The sequence below is a fragment of the Coleofasciculus sp. E2-BRE-01 genome (assembly GCF_040221695.1).
Taxonomy (GTDB): Bacteria; Cyanobacteriota; Cyanobacteriia; order Cyanobacteriales; family Coleofasciculaceae; genus Coleofasciculus.
In genome coordinates, this window is sequence record NZ_JAVKEA010000211.1 from 152,214 (window position 1) to 167,606 (window position 15,393).

Here is a 15,393-nt window from a genome sequence, read left to right on the forward strand (position 1 = left end):
CGAACGCTCACCAACCGGGCAGAAGGGAAGAGATTGACTGGTCAAGGTTTGGCGCATTTTGCTGTGTCCTAATCGCCTTGGCGACTGCTATACATTAGGCAATACTCGACCAGTTAAGGCTTCTTGAGGACAAACCGCATTAGCATTAGATCCCGGTCATTAAACAAACGCCAAGCTTCGGCTAAGTAGCACTGATATTTATTATAATTCTGAACTCCGACCAATTCAATGGCTGCTGTTTGATTAGCCACTAAACGATTGAACCAGGCTTCTAGAGTAGGTCGATAATCATGAATTGAATGATGGATGACTTTGAGATTAGCTTGTTCAAAGATATCTAGATGTTTTTTAAAGCGGGTGAGTTCCGAGCCAGGAAAGATGTTTAAGGCGACAGCGATAAGTCGTGTAGGAATAACGTCTTCCATCTGGCAGAAAAACTGATGAACAAGTTTGCCGTTGGGTTTCAATGCCTTTGATAAGTTTTGGCAAAGGGGAAGAAGTTCGTTTTCGCGGACGTGTTCAATGCTACCTATGGAAAAAATTGTATCAAAGGCATTGGCGTCATAGTCCAGGGTAATAAAGTCTTTTAATTCGACATTGAAGCCATACTGTTCATCAATAAAGTTTTTCTGGGCTTGGGATAGGGTATATCCATAGAGGTGATCAGCATGGCTAGTTTGTTTATGAATTTTCTTGAGCATCGCGCCCCAGCCACAACCTAATTCCAATATTTTTCTCCCGGTTGGGGATTGATTAAGTTGAGCAAATAGTTGGCTTTATTTTCCTGAGCATCTTCTAGAGTATCGGTGGCATTGATAAAATCGCCAGCGCTATAAAACATATAGGTATTGTCGAGAAAGAGTTGATAAAATTGATTGGAGATATCATAATGTTCAGAGATGCCTACTTGGTGTTCTTTGAAGGAAAAGGATTGCCTGTAGTAAACATCGCGAAATAGTCGCCGTAAAAAGGAAGGGGGATAGTTAGCATAAAACCATTCAACGAAGGGATGCTGGGGCTTGGTAAAATAATCCCAGGTTTCTTGAGGGTCGAGGGCTTGAGTGCTTCTTGAACGGTATAAAAATCGGGCATAGGTTGCTCCGAAAAGTAGAGTTTCGGGGAGCAACAAAAGAAATCGTTTAAGTTGGGATAGCGTTGTGGTCATAAATTGGAAGCGTTGGAATTATACAGTATTCTTTGCACAGCAAGGTACAAGTATTAAACTAGGCATAGATACACTTATAGGAACAGTCCGAGAGCCAATATTTACAGAGAAAAGTAATACTGTAGATTTATGTATATCCTCTGGATAACTCGTTTGTATCTCTATCCTATCTTCGTGTTCTTGCTTCCAAGTACGCAATAACTCAATTGGATACCTCTCTGGATGATTATCTATTTCTTTATGGCATTGCTGGCACAAAAGCATCAGGTTATGAAAGTCTACTTGCAATTCTTCTGATTGCTCTGTTCCTCGTGGACCATCTTTACTTGAGCCAATAATATGTGCAACTTCTGCAAAATTGCCTTCACTTAAAGTTAAACCGTTATACCAAACAGGTTTATTGCATCCTTTAAATTCGCAACGCCCTGCGGATTTTACCCAGAGTTTTAATTTTGTTGATTCGGGTATGCTTTTTCTTTTTACCATAACTTATAATATCGGAAATAGTTTTAATTTTAGCGATTTAGGTATAATTTTTATTGTTGCTATAACTTACAAGATTGGAAAGTTATGACCAAACACTTTTTGCAGTTTGACACATGCACTCAAGGGATCGAGTTCATTTACTGCACTAAACCATGCACTAGACAAAGTATCTCGCAAAACTAGCAATTTTTCTTTTAGTGACAACATTTGATTATTAGTCATTTTTTCAAAAAGATCATTATAAGGTTGGACTGGAAGTTTTACGCTTATTTGATTGTTCCAAGTGAACATACCAATCATCCCAGTGACAACATTGTGCAATGCCTTCAAATCATTATATTGATAATTATAGGAACTGTAAACATAATCTTTTTGTGGCGTGAAAAGATCGTAGCAACAAGCGGTTAAAGCTATTCCCGTTGGTCGTCCTGTTACCGTTGAAGAAAAGTTATAGCTTTTCCATCGTTTTAAATACCTTACAATCCGACGAAACTGCTCCCTGTCAGAACGGTCAGTAATCTTTTATTTAAGGAGTTCTTTAAGCTTAAATGGTTCAGATAATTCCCAAATCTTTTTATCTTCAGATGAACCTATAAAGCCTTTTGCAATATGGTTTACTTCATTGCCCCAATAATTATCAGTGGAATAAATAGCCAAGTCAACATGAAACCATTTGGCCGCATTTTTATGATATTGAACTCTTACACAAGGTCTTTTTATCTCAACTGTTCTTGCTGCTACTGTATTTAGGGCATGATAAACCCACTCTTTAACCTGAACCGGTCTATGACTATTTTTTGAAAAATTAAAAACGATACCTACATCAATATCATAATCTTCACCTAAAATAGGTTGTACGCCTGTTGCCAGGTCATAACTTCCCTGATTAAAATAAGAAAAACTAGGTGTATATGGATAAAATACTCTTTTCAATCCGTCTCTTAAATCACCAACAACTAAATCTCTTTTGTCACGCAATGGTTGACTCCCATCAAAATCAATTCTGATAGCATCATGAAATTTTATAAACTGCGACTGAATCTTTTCCATTATTGAATTTTGATTTTTTAGAAAAATTTTATCTCAATTTCCAAAATTATAGCATACGAAAATATTACTTGTCTGATGTAACCAGTTGCATCTAAATGTAAAACAGCGGTAATTTTTAGTTGGCTGGTAAATTTTGGTTTTGGGTTAGACTAACGCCATCTGTGGCATTAGCCTAAAGTTCAATAGATACTGGCAAGGATGTCTGAACAGTAAAAAAGCTCCTATTCTAGAGGTAAGTCTACTGACTATTCACGATTCTCTGTCGCAATTGAGTATAACGCTGCTGCTGATTCGTTTGATTTAAGGCAATAGCAATGGCTTTCTTTGACCCGATGACAATGGCGAGTTTCTGGGCGCGAGTGAGTCCGGTGTAGAGGAGGTTGCGTGATAGCATTAGGTAATGTTGGGTATATAAGGGGAGAATCACCACCGGATATTCGGAACCCTGGCTTTTGTGAATCGTTACCGCCCAGGCTAAGGTAATCTCATTCAGGTCAGCGTAATCATAGGTAACCATTCGCCCTTGATACTGTACCTTCACCTCCTGTTCGGTGGTATCAATCGCCGCGATGACACCCAAATCCCCATTAAAAACATCTCGCTGGTAATCGTTGGTCTGTTGAATCACGCGATCGCCTACTCTTAAAGTTATGCCACCGCGACCTATCTCCACTTTATCGGGACTGGGGGGATTAATTAACTGTTGCAGTACCTGATTAAAATTCCGAGTTCCTACAGCGCCTCGTGTCATTGGACAAAGTACCTGCACATCCGAGGCGGGATTAAACCCCAGATTGGGGATTAAATCAGAAATCAACTCACAAACCACCTGCACCCCATGTTCCGGTTCAAATCCGCCCCCATGCCAAAGACAATCAGAACGGGGAGTATCTGAGATTGGCTCTATACTAGGATACTGCCCTCGGTTAATGTGGTGAGCAGCGGTGACAATGGCACTCTGTTGGGCTTGGCGGAACACTTGGGTTAAGCGTACCACCGGGACTTGACCAGAATGGATTAAATCGGAGAGGACGTTTCCTGGACCCACTGACGGAAGTTGGTCAATATCTCCCACCAGCAGCAATTGAGCCTCCTGGGGGACAGCTTTAAGCAGGGAATACGCCAAGAATAAATCCAGCATACTCGCCTCATCGACTACAATCGCCTGATAGGGTAAAGGATTATCGGCGTCATAGTGGAAACTCATTGTCTTGGGGTCAAACGATAGCAGCCGATGAATCGTCTTGGCTTCTAACCCCGTCATTTCCGTTAACCGTTGCGCCGCGCGTCCCGTGGGTGCGGCTAATCCCAGGGATTTACCCATGGCTTTCCACAGGGAGACAATGGTATGGGTGGTGAAGGTTTTGCCACAGCCGGGTCCTCCGGTGAGAATCATTAACGGCGCGGAGGCGGCGATTTCCACAGCTTGCTGCTGCTGGGGGGAGAGTTGAATCGAACGGCTGGCGGTAAACCGAGAAATCCAGTTGCGGACACGGGGTAAATCCACGGGGTTCTGATGGCGTAGATGCTGTGCCAGTCTTTGTCCTAGATTCTGTTCGGTGTAGTAAAATGTGGGTTTATAACACAGGGGTGGTGCATCGGGCTGAGTCTCGATCACTAGGTCTTGTTGTTCACTGGTGTGAGTGATGATTCGGGCGATCGCATCTTCGTCTGGGGTATGAGAGTCGGTTATCAGTAGGGAATGGGTGCGTTTAATCAGTTCCGGTTGGGGTAAATAGCAATGTCCATCTTCAGCGGCTTCTGTTAAACTATGAACCAATCCGGCGCTGTAGCGAAATTCGGAATCGGCGGGAACGCCTAAGTTTCGGGCAATTTTATCGGCGCTGAGGAAGCCAATCCCATAGATGTCGGCGGCGAGTTGATAGGGGTTTTCAGTAACAGTTGCGATCGCACGTTCCCCATATTGCTTATAAATCTTCACCGCGTAGGTAGTGGAAACCCCATGTCCTTGTAAGAATACCATCACCTCTTTAATCGCTTTCTGGGTTTCCCACGCCTGTTGGATCATGCGGATGCGCTTTTTAGCAATCCCTTTTACCTCGACGAGTCGTTCGATGTGATTTTCGATGACATCTAGGGTATCGAGTCCAAAATGGGCGACAATCCGTTTAGCGGTAACGGGTCCAACGCCTTTGATGAGTCCACTTCCTAGATATTTTTCAATTCCCGTTAAGGTGGCGGGTTTGGTTTCTTTGTATTGGGTAACTTGAAACTGAGTACCATACTGAGGATGATCCCGCCAAAATCCGGTGAGTTGCAGGGTTTGTCCAGGTTGAATATTGGCGAAACTGCCAACAATGGTGGTTAGTTCTTTGACTTTGGGGCGTTGTAAACGGGCGACAGTATAGCCGGATTCAGCGGAATGATAGGTTAATCGTTCCACCACGCCTGTTAGGGTTTCGTAGTGGGGAGTTGCTTTGATTGGTGGAGAGGATGAGGTGGACAAAAAGGGTTATCGTAGCCGTTAATAGAGTTTATCCTCATCTTAGCGAGATGATAGCAAGGCAAATGGGGGTAAGTGTATGTGCCTAAATTTAAGTGCGATTGTTATCATGAGCTAATGAATCTATGAAAAAATCCCCCATCAAATGAGGTTGTTAGCGTCCAAACTGTAGAAAATAACCGCTGCACTACCCCAACAGAAGGGTAGCGATCGCACTCTTCATCGCCACCCGATTATTCAATCAAATCGCTCTTACCCCAAATACAATCACTAACCATCCAGCCATTAAGATTAATCCCAATCCCGACAAAATTTTTGTGGTTCGGTTGGCTTTGAGTAATATGTCTTGATAGGAACGTTGATGATCCTGAATCATTAGAAAAGCGGGTTGACTAATAATAGGAGAGAAAATCCGACTGAGTATCAGTCGCCCAAAGAAGTTTAAACTCCAGAAAAACCGACGCAGGGGTGCTTGATTATACTGCCAGGGAAAGGCAAATCGGACAAGCTGAACCACAGCCTTGACATCCGGACATCGCTGTGATTCATATTCAGGTAAGGCTTGGCAGAGATTGTTCTCATATTTAGCCAGTATTTCATTCAGAATATACACGTCCTCTAAGGCTGAATTTACCCCTTGTCCAATGTCAGGCGGAAAGCAATGAACAGCATCGCCTAAGAGTACGATAAAAGCAGCCGACTGATTTTGACTGTCTTGATTATTTAACTCAGAATACAATCCCGCACAATATTGAGGCGTGGGAAAAGCACCGCCTTCACTTAAAGCAAATCGCTTGGCTTCTTCCGGAGAGACAATTTGCCGTATGGGTAGTTGAGGAAAGGCTTGCTCTAAAAAACAGGTTTTCGATTAGGATTTACAATCGGCAATTTTGAAGTTTTGCGGCTACCATTCGGTTTAATCCGCGTCAGGTAAAAGTCTGTACTGGGAACGCTGATATTTGCTAGTTCCTCGGTGAGTCCCAGAAAATCCGTTAATTTTTGCCCCCGACCATCAATGAGATAATTGAAGGCTTTATCGGGTTCATAGTAATCAGCCGCCGCCCGTTTTTCTAGGACTGTAATAGTTGTCCATCCGCGTTTGGCAAGCATTAAGGCAGTGGCAAGTCCGGCGGGACCTCCACCAACAATTAATACATCTCGCTGACGATCGTCGCTCATTTGCATAGCTAGGGGACTGGGGAGTATCCTATTTGGGGATAAGGTTTTTTAGGGCGATGACTACCTCCCCTAAACCATGACTATCCTAGAGTTTGAATTATTATAACTTGTGCGTGCGATCGCTCTTTCTGACTCATCACCTTTCCGATACCATCGGATTTGTCAGGATAGGGCTGAAGGTGATGACGCCAACCCTCTTAAATTAGGGTTTTTCATTCTCAACAAGTTCAACTGTTGAATAGAAACAGCCGATCATTCTGGTCGTCACGGCGCTTGCCCCGTACCTTGACGCTAAATTTAGAGGTTGGGCTTAGCCCCGGCAGTCGCCTGCGTACAAACTGTAAGGCATTCATGGGGGTGGCTTGCGCTATCATGGGATGGCTCCCCTCGTTAGTCATCTGGTTAAGCTGGGACTCGCATAAGCCCGCTCCAAATATCAGGTTAGAGCGAATGAAAGCTGATTTTCTACCGCCCTCAGTTGTTGACATTCAAGACAAAGATGCGATCGCTCTTATTCAACAGCTTCAACGTCGGGTAATTCAGGTTCCCTTTGAGCTAGGCACAACCCCGATCGCAACTGCCTACGTTCACCATTCTCCCGCTCAATCAGCTTCCCAACCTACCGCCGCACCGATTCTGTTGTTACCCGGATTTGATAGTTCCCTGCTGGAGTTCCGGCGTTTGCTCCCTTTATTAACAACCCAGCACGAGACTTGGACGGTGGATCTGTTTGGCTCTGGATTTACAGAGTATGTTCCCACCCTTCCCGTCAATCCTCAAACCATTCATTCGGCAACACCTTTTTAGCGTTATAGAAACCTGGATTGGGCAACCTGTAGTGCTGGTTGGGGCATCGTTAGGAGGTGCAGTGGCGATCGACTTTGCCTTAAATTATCCTAACTGGGTGCGATCTGCGCTTCGCAGCAGCGCTTCGCTATCGCTGGTTCTAATTAACTCGGTTGGCTTTTCTGGCAGTTTTCCAGTTGGACAGTTTCTGCCGCATCCCCTGATTGAATTAGGGGCGAATTGGCTGCACTTCCGCAAACAGGCTGCCCTCACTGCTGCTTTAGCGTTGCCAATGATTGACCCAATGCTACTCGATGCGCTGCGCTGTTCTTTGCTACATCAGGAGATGCCAGGATGGAAAGGAGCGATCGCGTCCTTCACCCAAAGTGGAGGTTACGCTAATTTGCGATCTCGTATCGCTCAGGTAAACCATCCTACCCTGATTTTGTGGGGAGAAGCTGATGATGTATTGGGGATGGACGATGCAACCAAGTTTGAACAGTCAATTTCAGGCAGTCAACTGATTTGGATTCTCCAAGCTAGTCATGTACCTCACTTCGATCGACCTCAATCTGTTGCCGCACATCTGCTGACATTTGCCTGACGCATCGGACATTAATCGCCTATTTGTTTGTGTTATGTATGAGTGAGAGAAAGCCTACTTATCCGGTTAGCTGGAATATTGCGTGCAAACTTGACATGCTTCCAATCGCCACTTTGTGCGCCATGGCGCACAAATTTTCCCCGCCAACCAGCGCCAAATTCTCCCTTGATGATTCGGTGAAATAACCTTCCAGGGATGCCAATTTGTATGTATACTGAACCAACCTTCTAGTATTAACTACCACATTTTGCCCTTAGGGGATCGGCTAACGTTGTAGGAAAACACCAATTATACGACGCTACGCCATTGTTGATATCTTCAATCAATTTAGCTGTTTGCTCTTCCTTGCTACTCCACCCCTTCTCCTGATAAAGCTTTCTAGCTGTCTCCAAGTTCCTTATTCCTTGTTGCTTCAAGTTTTCTGCCTCTGTCTTACTTTCGTACCGAGTTGCTTGGCTTTGTTTTAAATTACGCCGTGCCATTCTTATATAAACGTCAACGTTCTTGGGATCTACCTGTAAGATTTCTTGATAAATAAGGTCTAACTTTTCATCGTTGTCAGGACGAGTTGAATGACTGAGTAGCTTTTCTTCCTTAAATAAAGCAACGAGAGCCTGACTCTTGTCTCTTGTGTTTTGACTCGACAGTTGGTTGATATTTTTATAGAGATTATCTTCTCTGTTCCTCAACCTTGTGCCAGAATAGACACCAACGATAATCCCTAAAACCAATAAACCAGACAAAAACTTTCCCGACAATAGGCTGGCTATTATCTGGAGTAAGTCCATATCATTTTTATTCCTAAACATCGTGAATTAAAGGTTTCACTAAATTTGGTTATGCCACTTTATCTCCCTCAAATCAGCTCCAATTCAACCCCCATACGAGTTAGTCCCAAAGATAGAGAGATAAAAGTTATCTCCAACCCATAACCCAAATTAGCTTCCTTCAACTTCCATGCCTAAATCAGTCCCTTGATATCTATCAAAAGATAGAAAACAAAAATTTCAATAACTTTGCCGAAGACTACACTGAAGATGCTGATAGACTCGATAACCTCCATGCATACATTCCAGACCACCAAGCGGCATCTATTCAAGATACCGCCTCAAGATAAAATAGCAGCCTCTCTAAAACTCTTCCCAAGACGCTATTTCCGCTTCTGAATAAAACTTCGGTTCGTATTTCATCGGCGTCTGGTATTCAATCTCATCAGCTTCAATCAAACCCTGAGACAACCCCTCTTCTAAATCTAAACCTTGCATCGGCATAGGGTTAGATAACGCCGATTGTCCGTCATCAGGAATTGGGTACGACGATGTGATTTCACCATGACGAATCCAAATTTGCTCAATTTGGTCAATCTCTTCCCTACTTAAACCATGGCGTAACATCCGTTCGCGGGTAGACAGTTTCATCTGTCCATCGGCGTAATAATCTTGTGCAATCCAACGCTCTAACTCTGACATCTTATCCAATTAAGTATGACAATTACTCTTAACCATTTTGACACAAAACTCCAAATTGACACCGGGGTTAAAGAAGAACTCAAAAACTCCCTGGCTGAATATTTATTTGCCGATACAAAATTTGCCATCGGACATATCTACGAACAGAGTACAACTCCTGAGGACTTACAACGCCTAGAGGGGATGAGTCCTCAATTTTCCAACCGACTCAAAGTTTACTTTGCTTCAGATGAAGTGAGGGAAAAAGTTTATCCCAAAATGAGCGACGGCGCGGCTTACGGCTCTCTCATTTTCACCCCTTGCCAAGATTTTAAAGAACTACAAAATATTCGCATCCTTGTCATCGATGACGAAACCGGTGAAAACGGAGATATTATCCCGCTTTCCCAGGGCAAAAAACTGGTTGGTGACTGCTACGGGCGGATAAGAACAGACCTCGCTCAAGAACTAACAGGAAACACTACGACTCCGTTCCAATTCCGCCTGGGTATCAAGCCTCAAGAGAATAACAACGTTCATCGCATTGCTAAAGGAACCCTAGCCCCCAGTCGCCAACTAGAAACCCTGGGTCAGCCTAAAATAACCCAGTTATCTGGAGGACAAACTCAGGTTAAAATAGGTTACGACCTCGTCCTGGCGACTAGCTCTTTCAAAGGTCGCAAAGACGCTACTCAAATCCAACCAGGAGAGTATACTTTAACCGTTGGCATTGGCGTCAAGACTCTAGCCAGATACGGCAAACACAGCCTTGGCACTCAGGTTTTAGTCAACTATCCTCAAGCTGTTGAAACCGATATCATTCCCCGGCTGAATCAGAAAGCTGAACAGCTTGTCGCCATCCAATCTGACCCCAGAAAAATCGCTCAGTACTTCCTGCAAAAACACGCCAAACGATTGCAGCTAATCTCTGCCAATCAAGATAAACAAACACCAAACCCCCAACCCATAGACCTGAAAAACTTCGATGATGTTTTCCAGCTTATAGAAAACATCGACCAGGAAGAAAACCTCGACTCCGAAACCGAATCCCATCAAAACCAATCATCGAGCCAATCCTTTTACTCCATCTTAAAGAACTGCGTAGACTATCATCCCCAACTACTGGAACATCCCAATATTGTTAGTAAACTCAGAACACTCATCCGTAACGAATGGATGGACATTGCCACTGGACGGGCTATAGAATTCCAGTCAGGATTAGCTCAACCCAGTCTCGACCTAAAAAAAGATGAAGTCTGTGTTCCTTATATTGCACAAGGAGAAAAACTCATTGTCACTCGCTCTCCCCTAGTCAACTCCAATGGTGTAATTATCCTCACCAATCGGCATTTGAAAGAATTTCAACAGGAACAAGGTACCGTTCACATTCACCCCGAAACCGCTGCTACTTACCTACAAGCCGACTTTGATGGAGACTGTCTCGCCTACTCCCTTGCCCAAGAATACCCCACATTAGCGGCTGAAGTAGAACAAAAGCAGCATCCTCTTAACCGACACGCCAATGTTATCAAAGCAGAAAAACAAGAATACATCGCCTCCACATTTGCCGAAATCGCCCTAGCCGCTAGTTCTAACCAAATTGGTATCATCGCCAACGATATCCAAAAAGCCGTCACTCTCGAATGCGAAACCCAATCCCTTCCCCCAGCCGAAAAACGCGGCTATCTGCAAAATCTCGCCCATCAATTCCGCCAAATCCTGGCTAACGGTGAAACTATTCACCACCTTGACATTCCAGATGCCAAAAAACCCCCCTGTTTATCACTCCACGAAAAGCTTAACACCCTTGCCACCTATACTCCTCAATTTGACTCCGATGAAATTGAAAACCGACTCCAGATTGCCAAACGACTATTCTTTGAAACCGTTGACGTTCTCTCCAACGAACTGCAAACGGCTGTCGATGGTGCCAAAAGTGCCGCTCGCCCCAATCAAGATATCCTTACCTTTACCCGCACCATTCTCAATGTCCGAGATGTGGAGTGGATTCGAGATAAAAAATCCCTGGAAGCTTTCGACAGTCGCCCGATGAAAAGTGGGAACTATTCTCCCATCGACAGAATGATTCAACTTACCAATCAATTTTGGAGTTCACATCAACTTGAATCCCTTCCCACCCATCAATTTGCCAACTTTTTTGACCCAAATTACACCCAACACCAGGAATGCCTTGCCCAGGAAATCGTCAGCACCTACAATTCGTTCTATGCCCGTGCCGTAGCCCTAAAGAACCAAGCTCAAAATGAACCGGGTCCTCAACTAATTGCCACCTCAGCCACATCTGGCAAGTCAATTACCCTCACGAATCTTATCCAATACAATCATCCCAACGTTTGGACTAGCAAATCCCTCACCATTCGCCTGACTGACAACCCCCACAGAACCTCGAAAACGCCGCACCCACTCATGGCTGAAGCCCAAGTTTTCGATAGCCAAGGTCATCCTACTTCTGCTTGGTTACCCCTGGGTACGGTTAGCTTCAATTGTGTCAATGAACAGGGGTTGCGAGATGGGATGATTCTCAAAGGCGCTAAAATTCAACTCCAACAGGGGATCACCCCAGAACAAATCGCCGCCAAGTTCAAAGAAGCGATAACTTACGCCGACAGGATACGAACCAACCACGCCCACGAACAAGACCAACTCCAAGCCGCCATCTGGCATAGTACTCACTCTAGCGACCAAAAAGGGTATGAACAGTATAGTAGGGCTAGTGCCGCGTTTAACATTTTCCCAGAACTTGTCGCCGATCGCGCCCGGGAGTTTCAATTTAGCACTCTCACCCTATCCGGCATACACCACCCCACCAATGAATGGGGTCAGTCATTAAATCATCAAGACATCGAATTTTCCGTTGAACTGGAAACGAGGAACCACCATCCCAACTGGGGGAAGCGGATACTTGTCGTCGATGGTAAGCAAGTGAGTCCTTTTTCGGAAAAGGATTATCAACTTCCGATTGGTACGATGGGCAAAGGAACTCTAATTCCTGCTGAAAGTGCCACCCTCGTTGCTACGACGTCCCCAGGAAACCGGATTAAAATCGGTCAGCTTAGACAGCATGATTTTGCCGGACATGACTTTTCTGGGCAAGCTGTTACTCTGACGATTGACTTCAAAACCACGACGACAAAAAGCGGTAGGACATCCTCGGTTCCTGTCGCTAAAATTGGCGACAAAATTTTAGGAGTTATCGATACTAAGGATAGAAACAAACTGTTGGCTGGGGGACGACTTAAAAGAGGCGCTAGCTTCACCGCTACCTTACACAATAACCCAGCGACGACCGCCGAGCTGAAAATCCAAGGCGACAGCCTAAAATACCCCGAAATCTGGGTCAACAAAAACGTGCTTATGCAACCGAACCCCTTGAAAAATCTACAACCTATTAACTCAGCCGTCGCCACTCATCAGCAAAAAGATATCGCCATGGCAGATGTGGCAACTCAGTTTATCGGCAAAAGTGCTGCACCTGCTGCAACTCCCTCTAGCACCCGCAATTATGCCCACGCTTGGGGTGAGCGTGCCAATACGGGGGAATACTCACCGGAGGATATTATCATGGTTAGTGGCTCCGGTCCGTGGCGGGGGGTTACGACTGAGCAAATCCAGCACAGGTTCGATTCTCACTACAAACCCTTTTTGGATAAAGCGATCAAGGCAGGTAGCGCTTTTGTGGTTGGTAATGCCAAAGGTACAGATAAATTGGTACAGGAGTATTTAAAACAGCAGGGATATAAACTAGAATCCACCAAAGACAATTATATTCAAGCGGTTAAGAAACCAGATATGAGCCTCGACAACCCATCACCCCAGAAAAAAGTTGTCATGTACTGCGATGGTTCTAGCTTGGGTAATCCTGGACAGGGAGGTTGGGGGGTAGTGCTATCCTACACCAACCCTCAAACGGGTCAAACGACGACTCGAGAACTATCAGGCGCTGATTCTGAACAGACGACTAACAGCCGTATGGAAATCCTTGCGGCAATTAAGGGGTTGGAAGCGATTCAAGATACCTGTGAGGTGGAAATCCACACGGATTCTAACTATTTAATTGGGGTGATGCAAGGCAACAAACGCAAAGCGAACCAAGATTTACTGACGCGCCTTGATGAACTCAGTCAAAACCATCAGATTTCCTGGCATCATGTTAAGGGACACTCGGGCAATGCTTTAAATGAACGGTGTGACCAGTTGGCGAAACAAGCGGCTAAAGCGGCTCAACGGTTACCGGAAACCCCACCAACTCCCCAGGTAACTCCTGAAGATGCTTCTGTTTCGGTACCCCAGGAGGTGGAACAACTCCAAGAAACTGTCGCTGCGCTTAAAACTCAAGTTGATCTGCAAAATCGGCAAATTGCCCTGCTGCACCAAACTATCCAAGAGTTACGGGAAACGATCAATGAGCGAACGCTACTCTCCCATGGGTTAGATCCCTCTAATCGTGACAATTTCATGCAGCAGATTGAGACACTCTCGGTGGCGATCGCAGATCAACTCAAGCGCCAAGGGTATCGATTTGACCCAGAAGCACAGATGGGACAGGCTAGGAAACAGAAGCTGGAACGGGTTTCCCCGGATAGCCACGGTACTGAAACAACCTACCAACGTCCTGACTGGGAAAAACAGATGGTTAAAGCGGCTTTTTCTCACCTCAATCCTATCTCCCCCGATAGTCAGGGTCGGAGAATCAGTCAGTTTGGCTGTGACTACATTGCGATCTACACTGATACTGAGTGGGAAAAGTCCCTGAAGATTCTGGATGCTAGTGGCGATCGCGGATTACTTTATAAAGCCTATCAGGGTAAACCGCCATCCGTTGACAAGTTTTCGTCAGCCGAAAAGCAAGGGTTCCACCCGATGACTCAGAAAAGGGTTTTGCCTGAGTTATAAGTTTGGTAAATTATTGGACGGCAATTAATAACAAAAAATTAATAATTGGGAACTGTAACAGGTTATTAATTGATCCCTTTCCCTTTTTCTCAAATCCCCCTCTGAGCCTGTACGCCAAAATCTCTTGATATCAATGACAAAGGAATTATCCCCAGGTAGGGTATCGTGAAACGCCATACTCTGTCCCGAATAATCACCGTTGATGAGGAAAAATCTTAATGATTGATTCACAAGTGTGACAACGATGTGACAAATCTGTGACTAGACAGAAAACCACTGTCAATTCCTGTAACCTGGCGTTTGTAACGTTAGTTGTATACCTTGATGTCAATGGCAAACGTAATCCCATGAAACGGTTCATAAAAACGCGCTCTAAGAGGTTTTCGTCAACACCTGTAAATCCGCAACTTCCCCCAGTCAAACTTAAAACCTTTATATCGGGACATGAAAGTTTTACAGCTTACCAACTTGCTGATAACCAAGTTCTCTTGTCGTTAAATCAAATCGTTCCTTATCCCGGTAGAGAATGCCAAAAAGAGGCACTTGCATTTATCAATTCCAATCACCTTGAAAAAACCCTGGTAACGCTTCCGAATAAGCGTCAATCAACGCTTTATCCCCTACCCACAGTAACCGCCTTCTGGAGTCATCTCAATTCAGTGGGGCAACTGCCAGAACGAGAGAAAAAGCTACTGGCGCTCTTTTTAGCTGAACAACCGATTCAAGTTCTCAATCCTAAGGAGAGAACCCCAATTCTACCGCCTAAAAAACAACTGAGTTTTGTTCATCCCCAACAACTGGCTAAATCCTTTAAAATACACCTCAACCAAGAAATTGAAATTACCATTCTTGCTCAAACGACTAACTACTACATCGACATTTTTGAAGGATTGACCGCCCTAGGGAGTCAACCCACTTGGTTGTTGAACCTTAGTCATTCTAGCCGCAAAAATCAAGCGCTTAAACGAAAGGGTTACAGCGGTCGGATTTATAACCTTGCCTACCAAGACAGTGACGGAATTTTTGAGGTTTCCGCTCTGAAATTTTCCGACTGGTTAGTGGTGTGGGAATATTTTGGAACCAAGGGAAACACTAAAGCTATCGCTATTTTGAGAAGCTTTGCCCACATCAGTTTGCATCAACGAATAAAAGATTCTTGTTTAGTGATGGCGGAATCAAATGCTACTTCTGTTGGACAGAAAGTCCTTCACCTTTCCCCTAACTCCAATACTGATAATCAGTTGGCTCAATAATAATTTGTTTTTCCAGTAGAGATGTAGCAGGTTATGTCTCTACT

At 44.5% G+C, this 15,393-nt stretch carries 9 protein-coding genes and 2 pseudogenes; 4 read left to right on the forward strand and 7 right to left on the reverse strand.

Annotated features, from left to right (window positions below):
- Nucleotides 1-113 precede the first annotated feature (113 nt).
- The 5 genes and pseudogenes from RIG66_RS28710 to RIG66_RS28730 form a co-directional block, all read right to left on the reverse strand.
- Nucleotides 114-1,165 (reverse strand): annotated as a pseudogene (locus RIG66_RS28710) (class I SAM-dependent methyltransferase).
- Nucleotides 1,166-1,183: 18 nt separating this feature from the next.
- The gene (locus tag RIG66_RS28715; RefSeq protein WP_446382728.1) at nt 1,184-1,651 is read right to left on the reverse strand and encodes an HNH endonuclease; all 468 of its coding nucleotides are present in this window, start codon (nt 1,649-1,651) and stop codon (nt 1,184-1,186) included.
- A gap of 522 nt (nt 1,652-2,173) precedes the next feature.
- Nucleotides 2,174-2,701, reverse strand: coding sequence for a cyclic GMP-AMP synthase DncV-like nucleotidyltransferase (locus RIG66_RS28720; protein ID WP_446382730.1), 528 nt, complete (start codon nt 2,699-2,701; stop codon nt 2,174-2,176).
- Nucleotides 2,702-2,939: 238 nt separating this feature from the next.
- Nucleotides 2,940-5,168, reverse strand: coding sequence for an SF1B family DNA helicase RecD2 (recD2, locus tag RIG66_RS28725; protein WP_446382732.1), 2,229 nt, complete (start codon nt 5,166-5,168; stop codon nt 2,940-2,942).
- Nucleotides 5,169-5,406: 238 nt separating this feature from the next.
- Nucleotides 5,407-6,350: pseudogene (locus tag RIG66_RS28730) on the reverse strand (FAD-dependent oxidoreductase).
- A gap of 444 nt (nt 6,351-6,794) precedes the next feature.
- Here RIG66_RS28730 and RIG66_RS28735 point away from each other — a divergent pair.
- Together RIG66_RS28735 and RIG66_RS28740 are read left to right on the forward strand one after the other, a co-directional pair.
- On the forward strand, nt 6,795-7,151 hold the full coding sequence (locus tag RIG66_RS28735; RefSeq protein ID WP_446382733.1) for an alpha/beta fold hydrolase: 357 nt from the start codon (nt 6,795-6,797) through the stop codon (nt 7,149-7,151).
- The gene (locus RIG66_RS28740; RefSeq protein ID WP_446382735.1) at nt 7,096-7,734 is read left to right on the forward strand and encodes an alpha/beta fold hydrolase; all 639 of its coding nucleotides are present in this window, start codon (nt 7,096-7,098) and stop codon (nt 7,732-7,734) included. The genes RIG66_RS28735 and RIG66_RS28740 overlap by 56 nt, the downstream gene beginning before the upstream one ends.
- Before the next feature lie 233 nt (nt 7,735-7,967).
- Here the strand turns inward: RIG66_RS28740 and RIG66_RS28745 are convergent, their stop codons facing one another.
- On the reverse strand, nt 7,968-8,522 hold the full coding sequence (locus RIG66_RS28745) for a hypothetical protein (RefSeq protein WP_446382737.1): 555 nt from the start codon (nt 8,520-8,522) through the stop codon (nt 7,968-7,970).
- Nucleotides 8,523-8,864: 342 nt separating this feature from the next.
- Entirely contained in the window at nt 8,865-9,203 is a 339-nt protein-coding gene (locus RIG66_RS28750; RefSeq protein ID WP_446382739.1) for a hypothetical protein, read from the reverse strand.
- Nucleotides 9,204-9,218: 15 nt separating this feature from the next.
- Between RIG66_RS28750 and RIG66_RS28755 the strand changes: the two genes are divergently transcribed.
- Both RIG66_RS28755 and RIG66_RS28760 read left to right on the forward strand, forming a co-directional pair.
- Nucleotides 9,219-14,096, forward strand: coding sequence for an RNase H family protein (locus tag RIG66_RS28755; RefSeq protein ID WP_446382741.1), 4,878 nt, complete (start codon nt 9,219-9,221; stop codon nt 14,094-14,096).
- Nucleotides 14,097-14,353: 257 nt separating this feature from the next.
- Nucleotides 14,354-15,349, forward strand: a complete 996-nt coding sequence (locus RIG66_RS28760) for a hypothetical protein (protein WP_446382743.1) — start codon at nt 14,354-14,356, stop codon at nt 15,347-15,349.
- Nucleotides 15,350-15,393: the final 44 nt, after the last annotated feature.